At 68.1% G+C, this 25,097-nt stretch carries 25 protein-coding genes and 4 tRNA genes; 22 read left to right on the forward strand and 7 right to left on the reverse strand.

Features of this window, described 5'->3' with window-relative positions; all coding sequences use genetic code 11:
• Positions 1–4: 4 nt before the first annotated feature.
• Positions 5–835, reverse strand: coding sequence for a FliM/FliN family flagellar motor switch protein (locus CXB49_RS06495; protein WP_101707639.1), 831 nt, complete (start codon positions 833–835; stop codon positions 5–7).
• A gap of 238 nt (positions 836–1,073) precedes the next feature.
• On the opposite strand from CXB49_RS06495, the gene CXB49_RS06500 reads away from it, so the two are divergent.
• From CXB49_RS06500 to flgJ, 18 genes are all read left to right on the forward strand, one after another.
• Entirely contained in the window at positions 1,074–1,415 is a 342-nt protein-coding gene (locus CXB49_RS06500; protein ID WP_101707640.1) for a flagellar hook-basal body complex protein FliE, read from the forward strand.
• A gap of 11 nt (positions 1,416–1,426) precedes the next feature.
• Complete coding sequence (fliF, locus tag CXB49_RS06505) at positions 1,427–3,106, forward strand: flagellar basal-body MS-ring/collar protein FliF (RefSeq protein ID WP_233492958.1); 1,680 nt, start codon at positions 1,427–1,429, stop codon at positions 3,104–3,106.
• Positions 3,090–4,148: a flagellar motor switch protein FliG gene (locus tag CXB49_RS06510; RefSeq protein WP_233492959.1), complete on the forward strand. Its 1,059-nt coding sequence runs from the start codon at positions 3,090–3,092 to the stop codon at positions 4,146–4,148. The genes fliF and CXB49_RS06510 overlap by 17 nt, the downstream gene beginning before the upstream one ends.
• Entirely contained in the window at positions 4,145–4,816 is a 672-nt protein-coding gene (gene fliH / locus CXB49_RS06515) for a flagellar assembly protein FliH (RefSeq protein WP_101707641.1), read from the forward strand. Before CXB49_RS06510 ends, fliH begins: the two co-directional genes overlap by 4 nt.
• 3 nt (positions 4,817–4,819) lie before the next feature.
• A complete protein-coding gene (fliI, locus tag CXB49_RS06520; RefSeq protein ID WP_101707642.1) occupies positions 4,820–6,130 on the forward strand; it encodes a flagellar protein export ATPase FliI in 1,311 nt (436 codons plus the stop codon).
• Positions 6,127–6,564, forward strand: a complete 438-nt coding sequence (gene fliJ / locus CXB49_RS06525) for a flagellar export protein FliJ (protein WP_101707643.1) — start codon at positions 6,127–6,129, stop codon at positions 6,562–6,564. The genes fliI and fliJ overlap by 4 nt, the downstream gene beginning before the upstream one ends.
• Positions 6,565–6,668: 104 nt before the next feature.
• Positions 6,669–7,997, forward strand: coding sequence for a flagellar filament capping protein FliD (fliD, locus tag CXB49_RS06530; RefSeq protein ID WP_158300639.1), 1,329 nt, complete (start codon positions 6,669–6,671; stop codon positions 7,995–7,997).
• Between the two features lie 21 nt (positions 7,998–8,018).
• Positions 8,019–8,414, forward strand: a complete 396-nt coding sequence (gene fliS, locus CXB49_RS06535; RefSeq protein WP_233492960.1) for a flagellar export chaperone FliS — start codon at positions 8,019–8,021, stop codon at positions 8,412–8,414.
• Positions 8,401–8,688, forward strand: coding sequence for an ABC transporter substrate-binding protein (locus tag CXB49_RS06540; RefSeq protein ID WP_101707645.1), 288 nt, complete (start codon positions 8,401–8,403; stop codon positions 8,686–8,688). The genes fliS and CXB49_RS06540 overlap by 14 nt, the downstream gene beginning before the upstream one ends.
• Complete coding sequence (locus CXB49_RS06545) at positions 8,685–9,671, forward strand: flagellar hook-length control protein FliK (protein WP_158300640.1); 987 nt, start codon at positions 8,685–8,687, stop codon at positions 9,669–9,671. Before CXB49_RS06540 ends, CXB49_RS06545 begins: the two co-directional genes overlap by 4 nt.
• Before the next feature lie 14 nt (positions 9,672–9,685).
• Complete coding sequence (locus CXB49_RS06550; protein WP_101707647.1) at positions 9,686–10,123, forward strand: flagellar basal body-associated FliL family protein; 438 nt, start codon at positions 9,686–9,688, stop codon at positions 10,121–10,123.
• Between the two features lie 5 nt (positions 10,124–10,128).
• On the forward strand, positions 10,129–10,824 hold the full coding sequence (locus tag CXB49_RS06555) for a FliA/WhiG family RNA polymerase sigma factor (protein ID WP_101707648.1): 696 nt from the start codon (positions 10,129–10,131) through the stop codon (positions 10,822–10,824).
• A 15-nt stretch (positions 10,825–10,839) separates the two neighbouring features.
• Positions 10,840–11,703, forward strand: a complete 864-nt coding sequence (gene motA / locus CXB49_RS06560; protein WP_101707649.1) for a flagellar motor stator protein MotA — start codon at positions 10,840–10,842, stop codon at positions 11,701–11,703.
• Between the two features lie 3 nt (positions 11,704–11,706).
• Entirely contained in the window at positions 11,707–12,693 is a 987-nt protein-coding gene (locus tag CXB49_RS06565; RefSeq protein WP_101707650.1) for a flagellar motor protein MotB, read from the forward strand.
• A gap of 277 nt (positions 12,694–12,970) precedes the next feature.
• On the forward strand, positions 12,971–13,603 hold the full coding sequence (locus CXB49_RS06570) for a Crp/Fnr family transcriptional regulator (protein WP_233492961.1): 633 nt from the start codon (positions 12,971–12,973) through the stop codon (positions 13,601–13,603).
• A gap of 165 nt (positions 13,604–13,768) precedes the next feature.
• Complete coding sequence (gene flgM, locus CXB49_RS06575) at positions 13,769–14,023, forward strand: flagellar biosynthesis anti-sigma factor FlgM (RefSeq protein ID WP_101707652.1); 255 nt, start codon at positions 13,769–13,771, stop codon at positions 14,021–14,023.
• Positions 14,023–14,448, forward strand: coding sequence for a flagellar protein FlgN (locus CXB49_RS06580; protein WP_101707653.1), 426 nt, complete (start codon positions 14,023–14,025; stop codon positions 14,446–14,448). The genes flgM and CXB49_RS06580 overlap by 1 nt, the downstream gene beginning before the upstream one ends.
• Complete coding sequence (gene flgJ / locus CXB49_RS06585; protein ID WP_101707654.1) at positions 14,429–15,139, forward strand: flagellar assembly peptidoglycan hydrolase FlgJ; 711 nt, start codon at positions 14,429–14,431, stop codon at positions 15,137–15,139. Before CXB49_RS06580 ends, flgJ begins: the two co-directional genes overlap by 20 nt.
• A 105-nt stretch (positions 15,140–15,244) precedes the next feature.
• Here flgJ and CXB49_RS06590 read toward each other — a convergent pair.
• The 3 genes from CXB49_RS06590 to CXB49_RS06600 all read right to left on the reverse strand — a co-directional run bounded on the left by CXB49_RS06590 (position 15,245) and on the right by CXB49_RS06600 (position 15,491).
• Positions 15,245–15,320, reverse strand: a tRNA-Ala gene (locus CXB49_RS06590).
• A gap of 11 nt (positions 15,321–15,331) precedes the next feature.
• Positions 15,332–15,407, reverse strand: a tRNA-Glu gene (locus CXB49_RS06595).
• An 8-nt stretch (positions 15,408–15,415) separates the two neighbouring features.
• Positions 15,416–15,491: transfer RNA gene (locus tag CXB49_RS06600), tRNA-Ala, on the reverse strand.
• A 304-nt stretch (positions 15,492–15,795) separates the two neighbouring features.
• On the opposite strand from CXB49_RS06600, the gene CXB49_RS06605 reads away from it, so the two are divergent.
• The 3 genes from CXB49_RS06605 to CXB49_RS06615 are packed head-to-tail and all read left to right on the forward strand — an operon-like array spanning position 15,796 to position 18,016.
• Entirely contained in the window at positions 15,796–16,560 is a 765-nt protein-coding gene (locus tag CXB49_RS06605) for an amino acid ABC transporter substrate-binding protein (protein WP_101707655.1), read from the forward strand.
• Between the two features lie 14 nt (positions 16,561–16,574).
• A complete protein-coding gene (locus tag CXB49_RS06610; RefSeq protein ID WP_101707656.1) occupies positions 16,575–17,255 on the forward strand; it encodes an amino acid ABC transporter permease in 681 nt (226 codons plus the stop codon).
• Positions 17,252–18,016 carry an amino acid ABC transporter ATP-binding protein gene (locus CXB49_RS06615; RefSeq protein ID WP_101707657.1) on the forward strand — a complete coding sequence of 255 codons (765 nt, stop codon included), beginning with the start codon at positions 17,252–17,254 and terminating at the stop codon, positions 18,014–18,016. The genes CXB49_RS06610 and CXB49_RS06615 overlap by 4 nt, the downstream gene beginning before the upstream one ends.
• Here the strand turns inward: CXB49_RS06615 and CXB49_RS06620 are convergent.
• From CXB49_RS06620 to CXB49_RS06630, 3 genes are all read right to left on the reverse strand, one after another.
• Positions 18,013–18,957, reverse strand: a complete 945-nt coding sequence (locus CXB49_RS06620; RefSeq protein ID WP_101707658.1) for a diguanylate cyclase domain-containing protein — start codon at positions 18,955–18,957, stop codon at positions 18,013–18,015. The genes CXB49_RS06615 and CXB49_RS06620 overlap by 4 nt on opposite strands.
• Positions 18,958–23,778, reverse strand: a complete 4,821-nt coding sequence (locus CXB49_RS06625) for a PAS domain S-box protein (RefSeq protein WP_101707659.1) — start codon at positions 23,776–23,778, stop codon at positions 18,958–18,960.
• Positions 23,779–23,938: 160 nt separating this feature from the next.
• Positions 23,939–24,014: transfer RNA gene (locus CXB49_RS06630), tRNA-Ala, on the reverse strand.
• A gap of 240 nt (positions 24,015–24,254) precedes the next feature.
• Here CXB49_RS06630 and hpnC point away from each other — a divergent pair.
• On the forward strand, positions 24,255–25,067 hold the full coding sequence (hpnC, locus tag CXB49_RS06635) for a squalene synthase HpnC (protein ID WP_101707660.1): 813 nt from the start codon (positions 24,255–24,257) through the stop codon (positions 25,065–25,067).
• The last annotated feature ends 30 nt before the right edge of the window (positions 25,068–25,097 follow it).

Consider the following 25,097-nt stretch of genomic DNA (forward strand, 5'->3'; position numbering starts at 1 on the left):
TTCCTTATTCGATGTCGGCGAAGCCGCTGAGACACAGCTTGCCCTGGCGTTCGGCGACCTGGGCGCCGAACAGCGGCGAGCCGGCCACGCAGGCCAGCGCGCGCGGCGGCAGCTTGACCGGCAGCACACTGCCGGGTTTGAGATCTAGGATGGCGCCGAGCGGCAGCGTCTGCTCCAGCAGGCGCGCGCTCAGCTTCAGCCTCAGTTGTTCGCTGAAGCGGGCGTGTTCGGCCGGACCGGGCAGGCGGGGCCGCTGGCCGGACAGGCTTTGCAGCAGCGCCTCGAAGGCGACGGCGTCCAGCCGCAGCCTCAGCGTGCCCAGCGTCTTGTCGCCGTCGCACAGGTCCAGCTCCAGCTGCCAGGCCGCTTGCGGCGCGAACGGCAGCTCGCGCGGCGCGGCGTCGGGCGCGACGGCGCCGAGCCGGCGGATCGCGCCCGTCAGTCGCGGCAGCAGCCGCTCGGCCAGATTGCGGCCCAGCCGGCGTTCGGTTTCGGTTTCGTCCGGCGTCTCGTCCGAGTGGGAAGGGGCGCCGAAGCGGTAGTCGAGTATGCCCAGCAGCAGGCTGCGGTCGAAATGGCTGCCCAGCCGCCAGTCGCCGAGCGCATGCCAGCGCCAGCGTCGCTCGTCTGCGGCCGGCGGCAGTTGGCGCAGCGCGGCGATGTGGAAGGAGGCGCGGTAGCGGCGGTTCAACTCGCGGTCGAGGAAGTCGCCGAGTTCCTGCTGCAAGGCGCGGTCGAACAGCGGCAGCAAGTGTATCGGACGGCCCAGGGTGCGCAGATCCAAGGCCTGCAGGCGGGCGCCTTCCTCGGGCGCAACGATTTTGGCTTTGGGCATGGCGGTATTCGTTTACGGGCGGCGACTGCGCGGCAGCCTCCGACGATTGCTGGGAGTGTGCATCTTACTGGCTGTCCGCCAACGGTGAAGGGGGAAAATTCACGGTTTACATTGTGAAAAGTACCGGCTGATTGATAAACCATTAAGTTTAAAATCCGCCAGCCTGTCTAAATTAGGCGACGCCTGCGCGCCCGGGGCGGCGCCGCAGCGTTTCGATACCGTTGATTAAGGATGTGTGATGGCCACCAATCTGGGCTTGATGATTCATGCCGACCGCAAGCAGCTGCTCTCCGACATGGGCGCGCTCGGCCAGGGCGCCGCCGCGCTGCCGCGCCCGGCCGGCGACGAGGTTCCGGCCGGCCACAGCTTCAGCCAGGCCATGGTGTCGGCAGTGAAGGATGTCGACCAGCAGAACCGCCTGGCCTCGGAAAAGATGACCGAGGTCGACAGCGGCCAGAGCGACGATCTGGTCGGCGCGATGCTGATGAGCCAGGAGGCCGGCCTGTCGTTCTCGATGCTGATGCAGGTGCGTAACAAGGTTGTCGGCGCCGTCGACGATCTGATCAAGATGCAGCTGTAACGGGAGCGGACGTGGTCAAACAATTGCGCAGCGGCCTGGCCGCGTTTCAACAGAGAATGGCCGGGCGGTCGTTGCCGCCGGCCGCGGCCTGGCGTTATCTGCTGCCCATCGTGCTGCTGGCCGTCGGCCTCAGCGTGGTGGCGACGCTGTGGCTGTGGCGCGACGACGCCAGCTACAAGCCGGTGTTCGGCGCCCAAGAGAAGGTCAACGGCGCCGACATGATGGCGGCGCTGGACGCCGACAAGATTCCCTACCGCATCCATCCGCAGACCGGCCAGGTGCTGGTGCCGGACGCCGATCTGGCCCGCGCCCGCATGCAGCTGGCGGCCAAGGGCGTGGTCGCGCAGTTGCCGGCCGGCCTGGAGTTGTTGGACAAGAACGATCCGCTAGGCGTCAGCCAGTTCGTCCAGGACGTGCGCTTCCGCCGCGGCCTGGAGGGCGAGCTGACGCAGAGCATACAGGCGCTGGATCCGGTGCGCTCGGCGCGCGTGCACCTGTCGTTGCCGCGCAGCACCTCCTTCGTCACCGCAGGCAACGAGAAGGGCTCGGCCTCGGTGGTGGTGACCTTGAAGCCGGGGCAGCAGCTGTCCAACGAGCAGATCGCCGCCGTGATCAAGCTGGTGGCCGGCAGCGTGTCCACGCTGGAGCCGTCGCAAGTGACGCTGGTCGATCAGGCCGGCAATCTGCTGTCCGCCCACGTCGACCTGTCCGACGGCGGCGTCGCCGGCAACGACAGCGAGGCGGCGAAGCGTTTCCGCCAGGAGGCGCTGCAGAACGTTCGCGACCTGTTGACGCCGGCGCTGGGCGCCGACAACTACAAGGTCAGCGTCACCGCCGACGTCGACAACGACCGGGTCGAGGAAACCCGAGAGAAGTACGGCGAGGCGCCCAAGGTCACCAACGAGGCCTCGCGCGAGGAGACCAGCACCGAGAAGATGGCGCTGGGCGTGCCCGGCTCGCTGAGCAACCGTCCGGTCAACACCGACGCGTCCGGCGGCGCCGGGGAGAAGGCCGGCAACAGCAAGAACGCCGTCACCCGCCAATACGCCTACGACCGCAATATCACCAATATCAAGCATGCCCGCGGCACGCTGCGCCGCCTCAGCGTCGCGGTGGCGCTGAACCAGGCCGCCGCGCCGGGCCGCAAGGGCTGGCAGCCGGCCGAACTGGCGAATATCGACAAACTGCTGCGCAACGGGCTGGGCATCAACGCCGCGCGGGGCGACGTGCTGGCGGTGTCTACGCTGCCGTTCGCCGCCCAGGCGCAGGCGGAGCCGTTCTGGCAGCAGCCGGACACCTGGTACGAGGGCGCGCGCTGGGCAGGCTACGCGCTGGCGCTGCTGCTGGCCTATCTGCTGTTGGCGCGTCCGTTGTTGAAGATCGCCCGCCAGCTGGCCGAGCGCAAGCTAGGCGACTACGCGCCGGACGAACTGGACGTGACGCCGGACGATCCGCTGCTGGACAACCGCTCGCCGCGCGAAGCCGCCGGCCTGCGGCAGGCGGCGCTGGCGTCGGCCGCTGCCGCGACCAACAGTCCGGTGGTGCCGCTGCTGGAAAATTACGATCTGCCGCCGGCCGGTTCCCCGGTCGACGTGCTGGTGGACCACCTGAAGGCGCTGGCGGCCAAGGAGCCGGAGCGGGTGGCCGAAGTGGTCAAGCAATGGGTGCAGAACAATGGACGCAAACAATAATCCGGCGCCGGAGTCCCCGGCCTACGCGCCCCCGGCGCCGCCGGCCGGCAACGGTCAGATGAGCGCGATCGAGCAGGCGGCCGTGCTGCTGCTGTGCATGGGCGAGGAGCCGGCCGCGGCCGTGCTGCGCTGCCTCAGCCGCGAGGAGCTGTTGCAGGTGACGCAGGCGATGTCCGGCATGAGCGGCATCAAGGTGGACGCGGTGAAGGCGACGATGCAGCGCTTCTTCGACGAATACCGCGAGCAGAGCGGCGTGCACGGCGCCAGCCGCAGCTTTTTGAAGCGCTCGCTGGAGCTGGCGCTGGGCGGCGACATCGCCGGCAGCGTGCTGGACACCATCTACGGCGACGCGATACGGCCGAAGATGGCCAGGCTGCAATGGGTGTCGCCGCAGTGGCTGGCCGAGCGCATCGCCGCCGAACACGTGCGGATGCAAGCCGTCTTTCTCGCCTTCTTGCCGCCGGCGCTGGCCGGCCAGGTGGTGGAGGCCTTGCCGGCCGCCAGCCGCGACAGCGTGCTGGTCAATGTGGCGCGGCTGACCGACGTCGACCGCGAGCTGCTGCACGAGCTGGAGGAATTGGTGGACCGCTGCCTGGAGAGCCTGCACACGCAAAGCACCGCGGTCGAGGGCATGCAGCAGACCGCCGACATCATCAACCGGCTGCCGGGCGACCGCGGCCGGATGATGGAGCTGTTGCGCGCGCACGATCCGGACATCGTCGACGAGATCGAGGTCAGGATGTACGACTTCTTCATCCTGTCGCGTCAGACCGAGGCGGTGCTGATGCGTATCTGCGAGGACATTCCGCTGGAGCAGTGGGCGATCGCGCTGAAAGGCGCCGAGCCTGCCGTGCGCGACGCCATCGTCCAGACCATGCCGCGCCGTCAGGCGCAGAGCTTCGAGGCGACGATGCGCCGCTCCGGCCCGGTGCCCAGGAGCCGCGTCGAGGAGGCGCGCCGCGACATCATGGCGCAGGTACGCCAGCTGGCCGCCGCCGGCGAGATCGATCTGCAGCTGTTCCCGGAGGAAGTGGTCGAGTGAAATCCTGGCGCCCCTTCCGTTTTCCGCCGTTGATAGACGGCGCGCCGCTGGCGCCCGAGGCCGCCGCCGAAGTGCAGGCCTCGGCCGCCGACGGTTTCCGCCAGGGCATGGACGCCGGCTATCGTGAAGGCCATGACAGCGGCGAAGCCGCCGGCCGCGACGCCGGCTACCAGGCCGGCCTGGAGTTGGGCCGCGCCGAGGGCGTCGCCGCCGCGCGCGCCGAGACGCTGGCCGGCCTGGCCTCGTTGGGCGCGCCGCTGCAGGCCGCCATCGAGCAACTGAATAAATTGTGCCGCGACTACCAGGCGGCGCAGCGCGACGAAGTGGTGGACCTGGTGGCCAAGGTGGCGCGCCAGGTGATCCGCTGCGAGCTGGCGTTGAAGCCGGTGCAGATCCTGGACCTGGTCGAGGAGACGCTGGCGGCGCTGCCGCAGGGCGCGCACGCCCGAGGCGAGGTGACGGTGCTGCTGAATCCCGAGGAATGCCAGCGCATACGCGAACTGGCGCCGGAACGCGCCGCCGAATGGAAGCTTGAGGCCGATCCGGCGCTGGCGCCGGGTGAGTGCCGGGTGCGCGGCGCCGAGTTCGAGGCCGACGCCGGCTGCCAGCAGCGGCTGCAGCACTGCGTCGACAGCCTGCGCGAGCAGCTGCGGACCGAGGAAGGCTAGCCCATGCTGCGCCAGGCTCTCAGTCAGCTCTCGGTGCCGGACGCGCCGGTCGCCACCGTCAGCGGCAAGCTGGTCGGCGTCAGCGGCTTGCTGCTGGAGAGCGTCGGCTGCCCGCTGCAAACCGGCCAGCGCTGCCTGGTCGAGACCGGCAACGGCGGCTGGCTGCAGGCGCAGGTGGTCGGCTTCCGCCGCGAGGTGTCCTTCCTGATGCCGTTCAAGAAGCCGGTCGGCCTGTCCACCGGCGCGCGGGTGCTGCCGGCGCCGGACAACGGCGGCCTGATGGTCGGCGACGGCTGGCTCGGCCGCATCGTCAACGGCCTCGGCGAGCCGCTGGACGACAAGGGCAGACTGTCCGGCGACACGCCGCTGCCGGCCCATCCGCCGCAGATCAATCCATTGCGGAAAAAACCGGTCGACGCGCCGCTGGACGTCGGCGTGCGCGCGATCAACGGCCTGCTGACGATGGGCCGCGGCCAGCGCGTCGGCCTGTTCGCCGGTTCCGGCGTCGGCAAGAGCGTGCTGCTCGGCATGATTACCCGGCATACCGAGGCCGACGTCGTCGTCGTCGGCCTGATAGGCGAGCGCGGCCGCGAAGTGCGCGAATTCGTCGAGCACGCGCTCGGGCCGCAGGGCCTGGCCAAGGCGGTGCTGGTCGTCGCGCCGGCCGACGAGTCGCCGCTGATGCGGCTGAAGGCCACCGAGCTGTGCCACACGCTGGCCGCCCACTACCGCGACCGCGGCCGCAATGTGCTGCTGCTGGTCGATTCGCTGACCCGCTACGCGATGGCGCAGCGCGAAGTGGCGCTGGCGCTGGGCGAACCGCCGGCGACGCGCGGCTATCCGCCGTCGGTGTTCGGCCTCTTGCCCAGCCTGGCCGAAAGCGCCGGCAACGGCGAGGGCGCGGGCAGCATGAGCGCGATCTACACCGTGCTGGCCGAGGGCGACGATCAGCAGGACCCGGTTGCCGACACCGCGCGCGCCATCCTCGACGGCCACATCGTATTGAGCCGCGAGCTGGCCGAGCGCGGCCACTATCCGGCGATAGACATCTCCCGTTCGGTCAGCCGCTGCATGGGCCAGCTGGCGGACGCCGGCCACGGGGCCGCCGCGCGCGACGTGCGCGGCGCCTGGAGCCGGTATCAGGAAGTGCGCGGCCTGTTGCCGCTGGGCGCCTATGTGCCCGGCGCCGACGCCGCCACCGACCGCGCATTGCGGCTGCGGCCGCAGATCGAGGCGCTGCTGTGCCAGGCCGCAGACGAGGCCGCGCCTTACGCCGACAGCCTGCGCCGCCTGCAGGAGCTCGCCGCCTCATGAATCAGCCGCTGAGACAACTGGACCTGCTGCTCGGCCTGCGCCGGCGCGACGGCGAGAAGCTGGAGGCCGAGCTGGCCGCCAAGCGCCGCCTGCAGGACCGCTACCGCCGCAATATCGAGCGGCTGGACCAGCTCAGCGCCGCCAGCGGGGCCAGCGCCGCCGCCGGCCATCCGGCACTGGCGCTCAATTGCGCCGGCTACAAGAGCCATCTGGCCGGACTCAGGCAGTCGCAGCAGCAGGATCTGCGGCTGGCCGAGGCCGACGCCGAAGTCAGCCGGCAGCGGCTGCAGGCGGCGCAGCGGCGCGAGGAGCAGGTCAAGCTGTTGCGCGACGAGGCGGCCGAGCAATGGCGGCTGCTGCAGGCGCGCGGCGAGCAGAAGGGCAGCGACGAGGCCGCCGGCCAGGCCTGGCTCAGGGGTGGCGGTCGATGGTGAATATTCACGGCGTTTCAGTTGGCGCGCGCGACGGTCGCCCTGTAATGGTGCAGACCATTGATTAGCGGACGAAAGGGATAGCGATGGCGATAGATTTCAACGCAATGCCGCCCAGCACCTGGGCGGACAACCTGGCCAAGAACAGCCTGGGCAAGATGCAGAGCGCGCTGGACACCCAGACCAAGGCCTCCAAGGCCCGCAGCGACGCGCTGGGCCAGTTGCAGAAGGCGCTGCAGGATTACCGCGGCAGCCTGACCACGCTGACCGGCAAGAAGAGCCTGGTGGCGATGAACGCCAGCGCCAGCCCGGACGGCGTGGCCACCGTCAGCGCCAAGGGCAACGCCCAGCCGGGCAGCTACAGCCTGTTCGTCGAGCAGCTGGCCACCGCGCAACAGCTGGCGATGGGCGATCTGTCCGCCGCCACCGCGCAGGCCGGCGACAAGTTCACCGTCAAGCTCGCCGGCGGCGACAGCTTCGACGTGTCGATGACCGGCGCCGACCGCGACGGCGACGGCAAGCTGTCGGTCAGCGAGCTGGCATTGGCGATCAACCGCACCAGCGGCAACGCCGGCAAGGTCAACGCCATCGTGCTGAACAATAACGGCGCGAGCCAGCTGGTGCTGACGTCCGGCAAGACCGGCCAGTCCGGCGCGATCTCGCTGGACCTGAGCCAGGTGTCCGACGCCGGCCTGAAGAGCGGCCTGTCGACGTCGAAAGCGCTGACCCAGGCGCAGGACGCCGTGGTGTGGCTGGGCGGCAAGGGCAGCGGCGTGCGCATGCAGCAGGCGTCCAACACGCTGAGCAATATCGACGGCGTCAGCATCACCGTCAACAAGACGATGAAGGACGGCGACGCGCCGCTGCAAGTGACCGTGGCGCGCAGCGACAGCGACACCACCGCCAACGTGCAGTCCTTCGTCGACGCGTACAACAAGATCTACAAGGCGATTTCCGACCTGTCGCAAGCGGGCACCAGCGGCAACGCCGCCGGCCCCTTCGCCGACGACTCCAGCGTCCGCGGCCTGAAAAACCAGCTGAACGCCATCCTGCGCCAGTCCTTCGACGGCGTCACGCTGGGCCAGCTCGGCATCAGCGCCAGCCGCGACGGCACGCTGACGCTGGACAGCAAGAAGCTCGGCGACACGCTGAAGAACACGCCGGACGCGCTGGACCGCTATTTCAACGGTACGGCCCAGAACGGCTCGCTGAAGCAGAGCAGCGACTACCTGGACAAATGGCTGAACTACAGCAGCGGCATGCTGAAGATGCGCAAGGACAGCGAGGATCGCACCTCGAAGGATCTGAGCCGCCGCCAGGACGCGCTGCAGCAGCAGTACCAGCAGCTGTACCAGCGCTATCTGGCGCAGTTCACTCAGCTGCAGGGCATGCAGGACCAGATGACCCAGACCATGGGCATGTTCAATTTCAACTGATTCGAGACAAGCGGGACCTAGATGGTGGATTACGAAGCCTACCGCAGCTACCACGCGGTAAACCTGGAGTCGCAGACCCACTCCGCCAGTCAGGTCGAGCTGGTGCTGGTGCTGTTCGACGGCCTGCTGGAGGAGATCGCCCGCGCCCGCGGCCATATCGAACAGCGGCGTTACGAACAGAAGGGCGACAGCATCAGCAAGTGCATCAACATCCTCAACGGCCTGTCCAGCGCGCTGGACTTCGAGGCCGGCGGCGATGTGGTCACCAATCTGGCCCGCCTGTACGACTACTGCGCGCACAAGCTGTACCAGGCCAGCATCGAGCTGGACGCCGAGGCGCTGGCCGAGGCCGAGTCGCTGATCGTCAAGCTCAAGGGCGGCTGGGTCGGCGTGCGGGACCAGCATGCCGAGGCCTGACACGGCGCGCTGGTGCCGCGAGATCGCCGCCGCCACCGAACGGCGGGACTGGACGGCGCTGGCGGCGCTGGACGCTGGCCTGCGCGTCCGGCTGGCGGCGCCGGACTGCGATCTGACGCCGGAGGACAGGGCGGCGCTGGGCGCCGCCTATCGCGGCGCGCTGGCGCAGAGCCGGGGCGAGCTGGACGAATTGCAGCACAGGCTGGCCGGACTCGGCCGGCAGCGCGAAGGCCAGCTGGCCTACGCGCAATTCAGCGAATGGGAACAAGCATGAGCAGAGTGGCACCGCCGCAGATTCCAACTTCGCCGTTGCAGGCCGGCGGCGACGCCGTCGCCGCCGCGCAGGACGACCTGGCTAGCCTGGACGCCGCGCCGGATCTTGATTTCGCCGGCGCGATGCAGGCGGCGGGCCGGCCGGACGACACGGCGGCCGCCTTGCCGGACGCCGTCGCCTTGCCGACCTTGCCGGCCGATGCCGCCGGCACGAGGATGCCGCTGCCGAAGCAGCCGGGCGAGACGGACGACGGCGACAAGGACGACGATGCGCCGCGCCGGCCCGACCCGGTGGCGCTGAGTCCGGCGATGCTGCCGTCGCCGCTGTTGGCGGCCTTGTTGCCGCAGCAGCAGCCGGCCGCCGTCCGGCCGCGGGAGAACATCGCCGTCGACGCCGCGCCGGCAAGTCCGGCCGCGGCGCCCGCGCCGACGCCGCTTGCCGCCAAGGCGCTGGCGTCGCAACTGGCCGAGCTGGCCGCGCCGCTCGAGCAGCCGGCGCCGGTGGCCGCGATCTTGCCGCCGCCGGCCGCGCCGGTGGCGGAGCAACCGTCCCGGCCGGCGGAAAGCTTCACCCTGGCCCTGCCGCCGACGCAGCCGGACAGCTGGAGCGGCAAGTTGCAGACGGCGCTCGGCGAGCGGCTGCCGCAGTGGGTCGGCCAGAACATGGACCGCGCGACGCTGAGGCTGGACCCGCCGGCGCTGGGCACGCTGGAAATCGCCATCCGCCACCAGGCCGGCGCGCTGACGGTGGAGTTGACCGCCTCGCACGGCGAAGTGGTGCGCCAGTTGCAGGGCATAGGCGAGGCGCTGCGCCAGGATCTGGGCAGCCGCCAATACACCCAGGTGGCGGTGGACGTCAGGGAAGGCCTGCCGACCGGCCACGGCCAGGGCGGCCGCCAGGGCCGGGAGCAGCAGGCCCAGCAACAGCCGGGCCGCGCGCTGGGCGGGCAGCTGGCCGGCGAATTTGAATTGGATCAGGGCTAGGAAGGTATAGACGTATGAACAGCAGAACCCTGATCACGGCCGCGCTGGTGGCCAGCGTAGTGGCCGGCGCCGGCGGCGGCGGCTGGTGGTATTACCAGCAATCGACGCAGGCCGCGCCGGCCCGGCCCAAGCCGGTGGATTACCGCTTCATCACGCTGGACAAGATCATCGTGATGCTCAGGAGCGAGGCCGGCGGCGACCCGCGCTATATGGCGGTCGACCTGGTGTTCCGCAGCACGCCGGAGGGCGAGGCCAAGGTGAAGGAGCAACTGCCGCTGCTGAAGAGCGTGGCGGTGCGGGCGTTGTCGCAGCTGACGCGCGAGCGCGCCAACGCGCTGGGCATAGACGACTACCAGCAGCTGCTGGACCGCGCCTATCGCGCCAATTTCGCCCGAGAGGCGCGCGAGCGGCCGTTCAGCGAAGTGATGGTCAGCAAGCTGATCATCGAGTAGGCGCGATGTACGCCGAGAGCTACGCGCTGCCGTCCCGCGCGGCCGACGAGGGCCGGCACCTGGCGACCTACGCGCCGCTGGTCAAGCGCGCGGCGCGCCAGCTGGCCAGTCAGGCCGGCGGCGTGTTCGACCGCGAGGACATGGAGCAGATCGGCCTGATGGCCTTGCTGGACTGCCTGCGCCGCTACGGCGGCGAGCCGGACGAGCGTTTCGCCGGCTTCGCGATGCTGCGCATCCGCGGCGCCATTCTCGACGAGTTGCGGCGGCTGGACTGGCGGCCGCGCGCAGTGAGGCAGGAGGCGCACCGGGTGCGCGACGGGCTGCGCGAGTTGAGGCGCAAGCTCAGGCGCGAGCCGAGCGAGGCCGAGGCGATGTCCTTGCTGGGGCTGGACGCCGATGGCTATCGCGAGGCGCTGCTGGCCGAGAACGCCGAGGCGATGGCCAGCTTCGACGAACTGGTGGCCTCCGGCATGGAGATGGCCGCCGAGGGTTCGCCGGAGGCGCGCCTGGAGCGGCAGAGCGAGTTGGCGCGCGCGCTGACCGCGCTGAACGAGCGCGAGCAGCAAGTCATCCAGATGTATTACGAATTCGAACTGAGTCTCAAGGAGATCGCGGCGGTGCTGGACCTGACCGAGGCCCGAATCTGCCAGATCAACAAGAGCGCCCTGAAAAAGATGCAGGCCTGCCTGACGGCGGCTTGAACAAGGAAATACCCGATGCAGCAATTGTTTGGCATTGTGATCGTGCTGGTTTGCGTCTTCGGCGGCTTCATGCTGCATGGCGGCGTGCTGTCCATCATCTGGCAGCCGACCGAGCTGTTGATCATCTGCGGCGCGGCGCTGGGCGCCATCGTGCTTGGCAATCCGCCGCATGTGCTCAAGGAGATGGGCGGCCAGATCAAGCGGGTGGTGGTGCGCAAGAGGCAGGGCGCCGAATTCCAGCGCCAGCAGCTCTTGCTGATGTATGAGCTGCTGATCACCGCCAGCGGCGGTCTGAAGGCGCTGGACCAGCACGTGGAGGCGCCGCGGCAGAGTCCGCTGTTCAACCGCTACCCGCTGGTGCTGCAAAGCCCCAAGCTGCTGGCCTTCATCGTAGACAACTTCCGGCTGATGGCGATGGGCAAGATCAACGCCCATGAGCTGGAGGGCGTGCTGGACCAGGAACTGGACGCCATCCACGAGCAGCTGAACCAGCCGTCCAAATCGCTGCACAAGATCGCCGAGGCGATGCCGGGCTTCGGCATCCTGGCGGCGGTGCTGGGCATCGTGATGGCGATGAACACCGTCGGCCAGGGCGCCGGCGCCGGCGAGATCGCCGCCGACGTCGCCGCGGCCATGGTCGGCACCTTCATCGGCATCTTCTTCTGCTACGGCGTGCTGGACCCGCTGTCCAACGTGATGGGCCAGCAGGTCAAGGAGGAGTTGTCCAACTTCGAGTCGGTCAAGGTGGTGCTGACCACCCATGTTTCCGGCAAGCCGCCGCTGCTGGCGATCGACGCCGGCCGCCGCCTGGTGCAGCTGAACACCAAGCCCAGCTTCTCGCAGCTGGAGTCGTGGATCAACGCGCTGGAAGGCGTGTAAGCGATGGCGCCGATCAAGAACAAGGACGGCCACGACGGCGCGGTGATCAAGCGGGTGTCGCGCCGCCACGACGAGGAAGGGCACGGCGGCGCCTGGAAAGTGGCGTTCGCCGATTTCGTGCTAGCGCTGATGTGCTTGTTCCTGGTGCTGTGGGTGCTGGCGGCGCGCGACCAGGAGAATCTGCAGCAGTTGCTGACCACCTCGGGCGGCAGTCCGCTGCTGCAGGGCAACGGCCGGCAGATCGATCATATGGGCAATCCGCCCGGCACGCTGATCCCGCGCGATCCGATTCCCGGCCAGAGCGGCAGCCAGGTGGCCAGCAAGTCGGCGGTGCGCGACAGCGACAAGCGCGCCAGCGAGCAGCCGGAACTGCCGCGCCGCAGCTACGACAGCGAGGCCGATTTGCGCAAGCTGGCGACCCAGCTGGCCACGATGAGCAAGCAGGCCGGCCTGTCCAGCAATCTGCAGACGGTGATCACGCCGTACGGCCTGCGCGTCACGCTGCACGACACCGATCAGCAGGGCATGTTCGAGCGCGGCAGCGCCATCGTCGAGACGCGTTTCCGCGGCCTGCTGCAGCAGATGGGCGCGATGCTGGGCGAGATCGACAACCGCCTGCTGCTGGTCGGCCACACCGATGCCGCGCAATACCACCGGGCGGGCAGTTTCAACGCGATGTCCAACTGGTCCTTGTCCAGCAATCGGGCGATGGCGGCGCGCATGCATCTGATGCAGGGCGGCCTGGCCGGCGACGCGGTGCTGCAGGTGGTGGGCATGGCGGACCGGGCGCCGCTGGATGCCGGCCATCCGCTGGCGGCGATGAATCGGCGCATCGAGTTGCTGGTCCTCACCTCGGGCCAGGCTCAGGCGGTGGTGGCGATGTATGGCTCGGCGGCCGATGGCAAAACCGGGATGGCCGGTGTTGCGTCGGCGCTACCAAATGCGAATGACTTGCAAAAACTTAGGGAAAATACCATCGGTATTCGTTGATTTGCTGTTAAGATTGTTTGACCACAAAAGCCTTTGCGTTGCAAGGCTTTTTTTTGTGCGATTTTCACATAAATTTTAACCAAATTATTTACAATTTCCCCGGTGTTGATAACAATGTCGCCAGTATGAGCCAAATCTCATATCGCGAACAATAAATAATGACTCAGGCATCTTCCGCCGTCCTGCGGTGGTGGTGTCGGATAGTCGGGGACGTGTTACCGAGATGAATCAAGAACAAGTTAGGCAGATGTTGCGGCAGACGCCGCTGTTTGGTCATTTGGCAGATGACACCCTGGAGCGGGCGCTGGAATGTTGCGAGACCGTGCGCCTGGCGAAGGGGGAGGCCTTGTACGTCGAGGGGGGAGATTCGGACGCGGTTTATTTGCTGCTGGCCGGTTGCATGCAGGTCTTCGTCGCCGATCCGGGCGGCAAGAAATACGTTTTGCAGATGGCGATGCCGGGCGCGATGCTGGGCATGGAGTCCTTCGTCGACGCCGGCGAGCGCAGCAGCGGCGCGGTGGCCGACGAGGAGAGCGCGCTGCTGGCGTTCTCCCGCGCGGCGCTGCGGGAATTGTTCGACAGCGAGGACGGCCTGCCCGGCTGCGACAAGGTGCGAGGCAGCATCATGTGCTATCTGGTCTCGCTGGTGCGCCACATGACGACGCTGGCGCGCAATCTGGCGCTGCTGGACGTCTACGGCAGGGTCCGCATCCTGATCAACCAGATGCTGATCGAGCAGGACGGCGTGCTGATCCTGCGCAAGCAGTTGACTCAGCAGGAGATCGCCGATCAGATCGGCTCCTCGCGCGAGATGGTCGCGCGGATTCTGAAGGAGTTGATCTATGGCCATTACATCAAGATGGAAAACCGCCGCATCGTCGTGCTGAAGATGCTGCCGGAAAATTTCTGACGCCGTAAGCGGCGGCCCCGGGCCGCCGTTTTTCATTTAGAGCCGCTGACAAAACCTCGCAGAGTGCCTGACGCAGGATCGAGGGTTTTGTTGGCGGGTCTTAAGTTTGACGCGCAGGCGTCGCCTTGTATCGGTATCAGACCGCTACAGTCCACAGGCAGACAGATGCAGATATCTCCCATTTTTTCCCGCGGCAGCGAGCCGACGTCCTCCGGCAAGACCGAGTCCGCCGCGGCTGCGCCTATCGCGAGAGTCGCCGCCGAGCCGGCCGCGCCGGCGCCGGCCGTCGCCTTGCAGGCGATGCCGAAAATCGATCAGGCCAGGGTGGACGAAGTGCGCGCCGCGCTGGCGCGCGGCGAAGTGCGTTTCGACCCGCGCCGGCTGGCCGAGCTGGTCGAGCAGTACCACGGCGGGCGCTGATGGAGGCTGGACAGGCTTACCGCCGCTTGTTCGCCACGATAGGCGCCGACCTGGCCGACTACCCGCGGCTGCTCGAATGGCTGGAGAGCCAGTTTCGCGCGGCGCTGGAGCATGACGCCGCGGCGCTGGAGCGCTGCGCCGGCGAGATCGCCGCGCTGTGCGACAGGTTGGAGGGCAGTCGCCGCGAGCGCCTGGCGGTGGTGGACGCCTTGCTGCCTCTGGCTGCCGAGCGTTCGATGGCAGAGGTGTTGAAGGCCTTGCCGACGGCCCTGCGCGAGCAGGGCGACGCGCATTGGCGGCGACTGCGCGCGCTGATCGCCGATTGCCGCGAGCGCAATCTGCGCAACGGCCGGCTGTTGCAAGAGCGCAGGCAGCTGCTGCAGCGCGTGCTGGAGGGCGAGAGCGATGTTTACGCAGCGCAGTGAGGGCTGGTCGACGGCCGGTCCCGCCCAGTCGGCCGACGCGGTGGCCTTGCCATTGGCGCTGCCGTCCGGCGGCGGCGGTTTTTCCGAGCAGTTCGCCGGCGTGCGCGCCGAAGTGGAGCGCTTCATCGCCGGCGGCGAGCCGGCTTCGGCGCAGGCTTTGTCGCCGGAGGCCTGGAGCGTCCGTCAGCAACTGGGCGCCGGCGGCGCCGATTTTTCCGGCGCGCCGCAAGACAGGCAGGCCTTTGTCGACGAAATGTTGCCGCATGCGCAGGCGGCGGCGGCGCGATTGGGCGTGACGCCGGACCTGGTGCTGGCGCACGCGGCGCTGGAGTCCGGCTGGGGGCGCAAGCCGCTGACGCGCGCCGATGGCAGCAACGGCCACAATCTGTTCGGCATCAAGGCCGACGCGCGCTGGCGCGGCGAGGCGGCGGCGGCGTTGACGACGGAATTCGTCGGCGGCCACAGGCAGAGCAGGGTGGAGTCGTTTCGCGCCTATCCGGATTATCGCGCGGCCTTCGACGATTACGCCGACCTGCTGGCGTCGAATCCGCGCTACCGCGCGGCGCTGGGCGTCGGTTCGGATGCCAGGGCCTTCGCCGGCGCCCTGGCGCGCGGCGGCTATGCGACCGACCCCGCTTATGCCGACAAGCTGGCCGGCCTGGCGGAGCAGTTTCGCAAGCGCGGCCGTTAAGCGGTATCGACGACAAATTGGCGCCGCTGGCGCCAATTTTTATTTTTGCTGGTTTTTGGAAAATAAAAAGGAAAAAGCCGAAATCGTAAGATTTCGGCTTTTGACTGGTGGAGATAAGCGGGATCGAACCGCTGACCTCTTGCATGCCATGCAAGCGCTCTCCCAGCTGAGCTATACCCCCACATAAAACCATGGCGTCCCCACGGGGATTCGAACCCCGGTCGCCGCCGTGAAAGGGCAGTGTCCTAGGCCTCTAGACGATAGGGACTGAATTGTTGGTGGAGGTAAGCGGGATCGAACCGCTGACCTCTTGCATGCCATGCAAGCGCTCTCCCAGCTGAGCTATACCCCCACATATCCGTCGATTTCGCTTTCGCGATGACCGTTGGGTCTCGACAGGAGGCGAACTATACCTTGACCAATTTTACCGTGCAAGCGCTTCGTGAAAATATTTTGAAAAATTGCAGAAATTACCCATTTTGACTGGCGAATGAGGTATCCGGCGCGACATGACGGCCCGCTATGGGTATTGATATTTAATTATGGAATAAGATTGAAAAATAATATCACTTAACGTTCTAACTAACCGCTGATAAGGTAGCGCCATGTCCGGCCGTCGGGGCCGGGAGACACCGCATACCGATGGAGATTCGACGATGAAAAAATGGAATGCCGCGCTGCTGTTGGGACTGTCGCTGGCCGCCGCGGCGGCCCAGGCCGACGATCTGGCCGATATCCGCAAGGCCGGCGTGCTGAAGATCGGCACCGAGGGCACTTATGCGCCGTTCACCTACCATAACGCCTCCGGCGAGCTGACTGGCTTCGACGTCGAGATCGGCCAGGCCATCGCCAAGCGGCTGGGCGTCAAGCCGCAATTCGTCGAAGGCAAGTGGGACGGGCTGATCGCCGGTCTGGACGTCAAGCGCTACGACGTGGTGATCAACGAGGTGGCCGTCACCGACGCCCGCAGGCAGAAGTATGATTTCTCGACGCCCTACATCGTGTCCAAGGCGGTGCTGATCGTCCGCGACGACAACCGCGACATCAAGCGTTTCGAAGACTTGAAGGGCCGCAAGTCGGCCAATACCCTGACCAGCAACTTCGGCAAGCTGGCGCAGCGCTACGGCGCCGAGATCGTGCCGACCCAGGGTTTCAACGAATCGGTCGCGCTGCTGGAGTCCGGCCGGGTGGAAACCACGATCAACGACAGCCTGTCCTTCCTCGACTTCAAGAAGAAGCAGCCGGGCAGCAAGCTGAAGGTGGCTGCCACCGAGGCCAGCGGCGAGGCGTCGGCGGTGCTGCTGCGCAAGGGCAGTCCGGAGTTGAAGGCGGCCATCGACAAGGCGCTGGCGGCGATCAAGGCCGACGGCAGCTACCAGAAGATCTCGTACAAGTATTTCGGCGCCGACGTGTCGCGTTGAGTTGAGGAGTGGCGATGCCCCCGTGGTTGCAATTGATGGCGGATTCGCTGCCGTCGCTGCTGTACGCCGGCATGGTGTTCACCGTGCCGCTGACGCTGCTGTCCTTCGCCGGCGGCCTGGCGCTGGGCCTGGCCGTGGCGCTGATCCGGCTGTTCGGGCCGCGCCCGCTGGTCCTGCTGGTGCGCGGCTATTCCTGGCTGGTGCGCGGCACGCCGCTATTGGTGCAACTGTTCGTGATCTTCTACGGCCTGCCGCGCGTCGGCATCGTGTTCGATCCGTTCCCGGCGGCCTTGCTCGGTTTTGTGCTCAGCGTCGGCGCCTACACCTCGGAAGTCATCCGCGCGGCGATCTCGTCGGTGCCGAAGGCGCAGTGGGAGGCGGCGTATTCCTTGGGCATGAGCTGGTCGCAGGCGATGCGCCGCACGATATTGCCGCAGGCGGGCAGGGTGGCGGTGCCGCCGCTGGCCAATTCCTTCATCTCGCTGGTCAAGGACACCTCGCTGGCGGCGGTGCTGACGGTGCCGGAAATGTTCCAGGCCGCGCAGCGCATCGCCGCGACCACTTACGAACCGTTGTTGCTGTATCTGGAGACCGCCTTCATCTATCTATTGTTGAGCACCGTGCTGAGCTGGCTGCAGGAGCGGCTGGAAAAACGTTTCGACCGCCATGTGGCGCCGGTGGGGGCAGCGGCATGATCAAGCTGAACGACATCGTCAAATCCTTCGGCGGCCACACGGTGCTGGACCGGGTCGGCCTGGAGCTGGCCGAGGGCGGCGTCACCGCGCTGATCGGTCCGTCCGGCGGCGGCAAGAGCACGCTGCTGCGTTGCGCCAACCTGCTGGAGACGCCGGATGCCGGCGAGCTGTCGCTGGCCGGCGAGACGCTGCGCTTCGCGCCCGGCCGCCGTCTGCCGCGCGAGGCCATTCTGCGCGTGCGCCGCGCCACCGGCATGGTGTTCCAGAGCTTCCAGTTGTTTCCGCACCAGACCGTTTTGCAGAATGTGATGGAGGGCCTGCTGACCGTGCAGCGCTGGCCGCGCGACAAGGCCGAGGCGAGGGCGCGCGAGTTGCTGGACAAGGTGGGCATGGCGCACAAGGCCGACGCCTGGCCGGCCACGCTGTCCGGCGGCCAGCAGCAGCGGGTGGCGATCGCCCGCGCGCTGGCGCCGTCGCCGCGCTTGTTGTTGTGCGACGAGCCGACGTCGGCGCTGGACCCGGAACTGGCGGCCGAGGTGGTGGCGGTGCTGCGCCAGCTGGCGGCCGACGGCGTCACCATGCTGATGGCGACGCATGATCTGCGGCTGGCGGCCAGCGTCGCGCGCGACGTGGTGCTGCTGGAGCACGGCAGGGTGGTGGAGGCGGGACCGGCCGCGCAGATATTCGGCGCGCCGCGCGAACGCCGCACCGCGGAGTATGTGTCGACCTTGACGGCGGGCGCGCGCGCGGTCTCGCTCTAGTCCCGGCCCTCCGCCGGCGCGGAGGCGCAGGCGCGGGCCCGTCCCTGGCGCTTGGCCTGGTATAGCTGGCGGTCGGCCTCCTCGATCAGCGCCTGCGGCGTCGACTCGTGGCTGGCGACGACGGTGGCGACGCCGAGACTGGCGGTCACCACCTCGGCCACGTCGGAGGCGGCATGGGGGATCGCCAGCTCCCGGATTGCGGTCAGGACGGCGTGGGCGACGCCGGCGGCGCCGTCGGTGTCGGGGAGGATGCAGGCGAACTCCTCGCCGCCGTAGCGCGCGGTCAGATCGTGCGGACGGCGCGCCGATTGCTTGATCGCCTGCGCGACCCGGCGCAGGCAGTCGTCGCCGGCCTGGTGGCCGTAGCGGTCGTTGAAGCGCTTGAAATGGTCGACATCGATCATCAGCAACGAGATCGGTTGTTGCAGCCGCGCGCATTGCAGCCAGTCGGCCTGCAGCACTTCGTCGAAGCGGCGGCGGTTGGCCACGCCGGTCAGGCCGTCGACCAGCGCGATGGCGCTGAGCAGGTCGGTCTGGAACTTCAGCGCCAGATGGGTGCGCACCCGGGCGCGCAGTATCGTGTGGTTGACCGGCTTGACGATGTAGTCGACGCCGCCGAGTTCGAAGCCGCGCGCCTCGTCTGCCTCCTCGCGCTGGGCGGACACGAAGATGATGGGCACGGCGCGGGTGCGGACGTCGGCCTTCAGCAGCCGGCACACCTCGAAACCATCTATGCCGGGCATCACCAGGTCCAGCAGGATCAGGTCAGGCATCACCGCCTGGCATTGTTCTATCGCCTGCTCGCCGCTCAGGGCCATGAAAATCTCGTAATCGTCCTTGAACAGATCGCGCACCAGCAGGATGTTGGCGGTCTGGTCGTCGACTACCAGAATCTTGGGCCGCGCCGCGGCGTCGGGCGGCTCGGACGGGAGTGGGTCCATTTACGCTTCGCTTTCGATCAGATGCTTGACGATGCTGGCGGCCGGCGCGAATTGCAGCAATTGCACCTGCTCGACCAAATCCTCGACCTGCGGCCGGACGCGTTCCGCCGTTTGCGGCGGCAGCGACATCACCAGGTCTATCGCCGCCAGATTGCCGCTTTCCAGCAATGGCAGCAGCGCATGCAGCCGCTCCAGCCATTGTTGCGGCGACAGCGGTTCGACGGGGGAGTCCTCGGCCGGCGGCGGCAGCCGCTCCGCCAGTTGTCCGATGCCGTCGCGCGCCAGCTGCCGCAGCTCGGTCGCGGCCCGGCGCCAGGCGTCGATATCGGTGTCGGCGCCGGTTTTGGCGCGCGTTTCCAGCTCGGCGGCGCGGCGCGCCAGCGCGGCGGCGCCCACGGTGGCGGCGGTGCCTTTCAGCGAATGAAAGGTGGCGGCCAGGCCGGTCGTCGTGCCGTCGTCCAGCTGACGGTCCAGTTGTTCCAGCAGCCGCTCGGCTTCCGGGCCGAAGCGGCGCAGCGCGTTGTGCATCGCTTCGCGCCTGAGGCCGAAGCGCTGCAACACCCGCTGCTCCGGCTCGATGTCCGGCGCCTGGGTTTCCTCAATGTCTGCGGCGGCGGGCGCGGCGGCCGCGCGGCCGGTCAGCGCGAGCAGTCTCGGCACCAGCTGGTTGATGTCTATCGGCTTGCCGATGTGGTCGTTCATGCCGGAGGCCAGGCACGCGTCGCGGTCGGCCGGGCTGGCGTTGGCCGTCATCGCCAGTATAGGCAGCTCGACGCCGTGGCCGCGAATGCGGCGGGTGGCCTCCAGGCCGTCGATGTCCGGCATCTGCATGTCCATGATCACCGCGTCGAAGCGGGCGTCGGGCGAAGTGGCCATCGCCACGCCCTGCAAGCCGCCTTCGGCCATCTCCACCCGCGCGCCCTCGATGGCGAGCAGCTCCGACGCCACCTGGCGGTTCAGCGCGTTGTCCTCGACCAGCAGCAGCCGCATGCCGGCCAGCCGCTGTCCGGCCGCGGCCGTCGTCGCCGCCGCCGCGCCGTGCAGGCAGCGGGTCACGGTTTCCAGCAATTGCTGCGGCGTGATCGGCTTGGTCAGAAAGTCGGCGAACGGGCTGTCGTCGCGGTCGACCAGTTCCGACAGCACTTCGCGGCCGAAGGCGGTGATCATGATGACCACCGGCGCTTCCGCCGGGGCGCAGGTTTCGCGCAGACGGTGCGCGGCGCCGACGCCGTCCATGTCCGGCATGCACCAGTCCATCAGCACCACGTCGTAGCGCTGGCCGGCGTTGGCGGCGTCGGCCACCGCGCGGATCGCGGCGGCACCGTTGGCGGCGTAATCGGCATGCCAGCCGGCCGTGCGTATCGTGCCACCCAGCACCTCGCCCATCAGCGGATTGTCGTCCACCACCAGGATGCGCAGCCGCTCCGGGCCGGGCAGCGACTGCGCGGTCAGCGGCGCGGCGTCGGCGACGTCAAGCTCGATGTCGAACCAGAAGCGGCTGCCGCGGCCCGGCTCGCTTTCCACTTGCAGCCGGCCGCCCATCAGGCCGGCCAGCCGTTGGCTGATCGCCAGGCCGAGGCCGGTGCCGCCGAAGCGCCGGGCGGTGGAGGCCTCGGCCTGGGTGAAGCCCTCGAAGATGTGGCGCTGCTGCTCCGGGCTGATGCCTATGCCGGTGTCGCGAACCGCGAAGCGCAGCAGGGCGCGCTGGTCCCGCAGCCGCAAGCGCTCCACGCTGACGACCACCTGGCCGCGCTCGGTGAATTTCATCGCGTTGCCGGCCAGATTGATCAGGATCTGCTGCAGCCGCAGGCGGTCGCCGGCCACCGCGGCGGGCAAGGCCGGATCGATCTCGAACACCGCCTCGACATCCTTCTCGCCATGGCTGCCGGACAAGATCACGCCCAGGTCGCGCAGCAGGCCGTCCAGCAGGAAGGGGTGCAATTCCAGCTGCAGCTTGCCAGCCTCTATCTTGGAGAAATCCAGGATGTCGTTCAGCAGGCCCAGCAGCGATTTGGCGGCGGTCTGGGTCTTGGCGACGTAGTCGAGCTGGCGCGGGTCCAGCGTGGTGTGCAGCAGCAGTTGCAGCAGACCCAGCACCGCGTTCAGCGGGGTGCGGATCTCGTGGCTCATATTGGCCAGGAACTGGCTCTTGGCCATGCTGGCCTGCTCGGCCAGCTGCTTGGCCTGTATCAGCTGCGCCTCGGAGCGGCGTCGTTCTGTGATGTCGACGGCGATGCCGACATAGCCGTCTATGGCGCCGGCGTCGTCGCGTATCGCAGTCACAGCCAGCGATACCGCGACGTGGCTGCCGTCCTTGCGCACATAGGTCCATTCGCGGATTTCGGCGCCGGCGATTTCGGGCAGGTGGACGAAGGCCCTGAAGCCGGCGACGTCCTCGCCGTATTGCGCGCTCAATTCGCGGCCGCGGGCGACCACTTCCCGCTCCAGGTGGAAGCGGGCCGGCGTGCAGAGGCCCACCATCTCCTGCTGGGCATAGCCCAGCATGCGCTCGGCGCCGGCGTTGAACACGGTGATCAGGCCTTCGCTGTCGGTGGCGATGATGGACACTTCCGACGCGGCCGCCAGCACATTGGACAGCAGCAGGCTCAGGCGCTGGATTTCGGCGTCGGCCAGCTTGCGGCGGGTGGTGTCGATCCGCAGCGCGATGATGCGCTCGATGCCGCCGCGTTCGTCGGTCAGCGGCGCGATCACGGTATCGGACCAGCGCAGGCCGCCGTCGCCGGCGCGGTTGCAGATTTCCCCATGCCAGGCTTCGCCGCGCAGCAGGGTTTCGCGCAGGGCCTGCCAGAAGGCCGGATCGTGCTGGCCGGAGGCGAGCAGGCGGTGGTCCTGGCCGATCAGTTGCTCGCGGGCGTAGCCGCTGACCTCGCAGAAGCGGTCGTTGACTTCCAGGATGCGGCCGTCGGCGTCGGTGACCGAGTATTGCAGCTGCTGGTTGATGGTGCGCAGCAGCGCCTCGTTCTCGCGCAGCGCGGCGGCCAGCCGGGTGCGGCCTTCCACCAGCTCGGTGACGTCGTGCACCACCGAGTAGAAGCCGCGCACCACGCCGTCCACTACGTCGGGCATATAGTCGACCAGCGTGTGGCGCATGCTGCCGTCGGGGGCGGGCTGGGTCCGTTCGAACTGCACCGTTTCGCCGCGCAGCGCGGCCTCGATGCGGGGGAGGCTGGTCGCCAGCAGGACCGGGTCCATCAGCTTGGACAGCGGCGTGCCCGGCAGGCTGTCCGGCGCGCGCTGGAACCAGTTGTGGTAGGCGCGGTTGGCCAGCTGGTTGACCAGATTGCGGTCCCAATAGCCTATCATCGACGGCACGGCGTCCAGCATGGTGCGCAGGTCGCGGCGCATGCTTTCCAGCTGGTGGGTGCGCTCCTCCACCTGTTCTTCCAGCTTGGTGTTCAGCGCCAGCAGTTGCGCTTCCATTTCCTTCTGCTGGGTGATGTCGCGCACCGTGGCCGAGACGCCGACCACGGCGCCGTCATTGTCGTAGATCGGCGAGACCGATACCGCCGCATCCATCAGCGCGCCGTCCTTGCGGCGGCGCAGCGTCTGGAAGTGGGCGACGCGTTCACCGCGGCCGATGCGGGCGAGCAGCGCCTGCTCTTCCGGTTGTTTCTGTTCCGGCACGATCAGCCGGGGCAGCGAGCGGCCGACCGCTTCGGCGGCACGGTGGCCGAACATATCCTGCGCGCCCTTGTTCCAGCTGACGATGGTGCCGTCCAGCGTCATGCCTATGATGGCGTCTATCGAGCTTTCGACGATGGCGGCCAGATCCTCCTGGGTGCTTTGCAGGCGGCGGCGGGACAGCACATTGCTGCGCCAGGCATAGGCCAGCGCCGCGCCGATCAGGCTGAACACTCCGCCTATCAGCGCGGCCAGGTCGGTCGACGGCAGGTTCAGGTCGGCGGCGAAGGCCGGGCTGGCGTGGAAGGTCAGCTGCCAGACGCGGCCGAAGATCGGGGCGGCCTGGACGGCGATGGCGGAAGGGTGCGGCGCCGCGGCCTGGGTGCGGAAGAAAACGATGGGGCTGGCGGCATTGGTGGTGTCGCTGAGCTCCAGCCAGCCGCTGTTCGGGTCGAAGGGGATTTTTCTCAAGGCCTCGTCTATCTGCAACGGCGCGTAGCTCCAGCCCAGCGCCAGCCGGCGGCGGGCCTCCAGCGTGTCCGGAGTGGCGACGCCGCGATAGATGGGCAGCAGGATCAGGAAGCCTTGTCCGGGCCGGGCCGAGGTCTGTTTCAGCGTGACCGGCTCTGACAGCCGCGCCTCGCCGCTGTCCACCGCCTCTTGCGCGGCGCGGCGGCGGGTCGGGTCGGAGGCGATGTCCAGGCCGATGGCGGAGGCGTTGGACGGGGGCTCGACCAGCTGGACGATGGCGTGCTCGCCGCTGTAGGGCTGGAATTGCTGGATGGAAAAGTCGGTTGCGTCGCCGACGCGCATGTCGGCGACGAAGCCGGCCAGCTCGTCGGCCGGCACGCGGCGGATGAAGCCGAAGCCGCGGGTGCCGGGGAATTCGCGTTCGATGTCGCGGCTCAGGCCGTAGCGATGGAAGGCCGCGCGGGACGGGCCGCGCTCGCCGGCGGCGACGACCACGCCGCGGGTGCCGCGCAAGCCGTACTGGTAGCGGTTGAGCCGTTCGGTGATGCCGGTCAGCGCGCGTTGCGCGGCCTGGCTGGCGGCCTGGCGCAGGGTATCGGCATTGCGGCTCTCGATCAGCTGGCAGGCGAGCGTGGTGAGGAGCAGGCCCAGGATCAGCGTGCCCGCCGCCCACCGGATGGCGGAAGAGGGGGAAAGCTTTCTCGTCATGGCTCGTTTCGTCGCAGCGGTTGGCGCGGGCTCCGGGTCGCTTGGCGCCCGGTTGTTTGATCATAGTTGCGATTTGGCGACGATGGGGCGATGACGGATGGTTTGGAAACGAAAAAAGCCCGCATCAGCGGGCTGTTTCCAATACTGCGACGTGGTCGTTTGGTGGAGATAAGCGGGATCGAACCGCTGACCTCTTGCATGCCATGCAAGCGCTCTCCCAGCTGAGCTATACCCCCGCTCGACGCTGCGTTCACAGTGAGGCGCAGTATAAGGCCAGCGATTTTTCTTGTAAATACCCGGCGACGTAAAAAATAAAGGGGAAGCGCCGGAACGGCCGGGCGCGTGGCTGCTCCGTGCGAAAAGGATCTCGAGCGGGCGCTGATGACGTGCGGGCATCTCGATGTCGATGGACAGGACGCTGTGGCGGACCTGGGCCTCGGTTATAATCGGCGGTCCGGATACGCAGGAAGGCGCCGATGTCGGTTGGCCATTACGAAAACTTCCCGGTGGGATCGCTGCTGTTGCCGCGCAAGATGCGGCGCGCGGTGCATGCCATCTATCATTTCGCCCGTTACGCCGACGATGTCGCCGACGAGGGCGACGCCGACACCGCGAGCCGGCTGGCGGAACTGGACCGGCTGGAGACCGACCTGGACCGCATCGCCGCCGGCGAGCCGCCGCGCATCGCGCTGATGGCGCCGCTGGCGGCGGCCGTCGCCGCGCACGGCTTGCCGTTGCAGCCGATGCGCGACCTGCTGTCGGCTTTCCGCCAGGATGTAGTCAAGACGCGCTACGACAGCTTCGGCGAGCTGGTCGACTACTGCCGGCGCTCGGCGAACCCGGTCGGCCGGCTGATGCTGGCGTTGTACGGCGAAACCGACGCGCGCAGCCTGGCGCAGGCCGACGGCATCTGCACCGCCTTGCAGCTGATCAATTTCTGGCAGGATGTGGCGGTGGACTGGGGCAAGGGCAGGGTCTACCTGCCGCAGGAGGACCTGGCCCGCTTCGGCGTGTCGGAGGGACAGATCGCCGACGGCCGCGCCGACGCCAAGTGGCGCGCGCTGATGCTGTACCAGGTGGAGCGCGCCCGCAAGATGCTGCAGGCCGGCGCGCCGCTGGGCAGGACGCTGCGCGGACGACTGGGGCTGGAGTTGCGGCTGATCGTGATGGGCGGAGAGCGCGTGCTGCACAAGCTGCACGCGTCCGGCGGCGATGTGTTCGCAGAGCGGCCCAGGCTGGGTGCCGGCGATTGGATCTATATGATGTGGCGGGCGTGCCGGGCCAGGTGAGCCGGCGCGACGCCGTGAATGCGGTCGGCT

The organism is Chromobacterium sp. ATCC 53434, from assembly GCF_002848345.1.
Classification (GTDB): Bacteria; Pseudomonadota; Gammaproteobacteria; order Burkholderiales; family Chromobacteriaceae; genus Chromobacterium.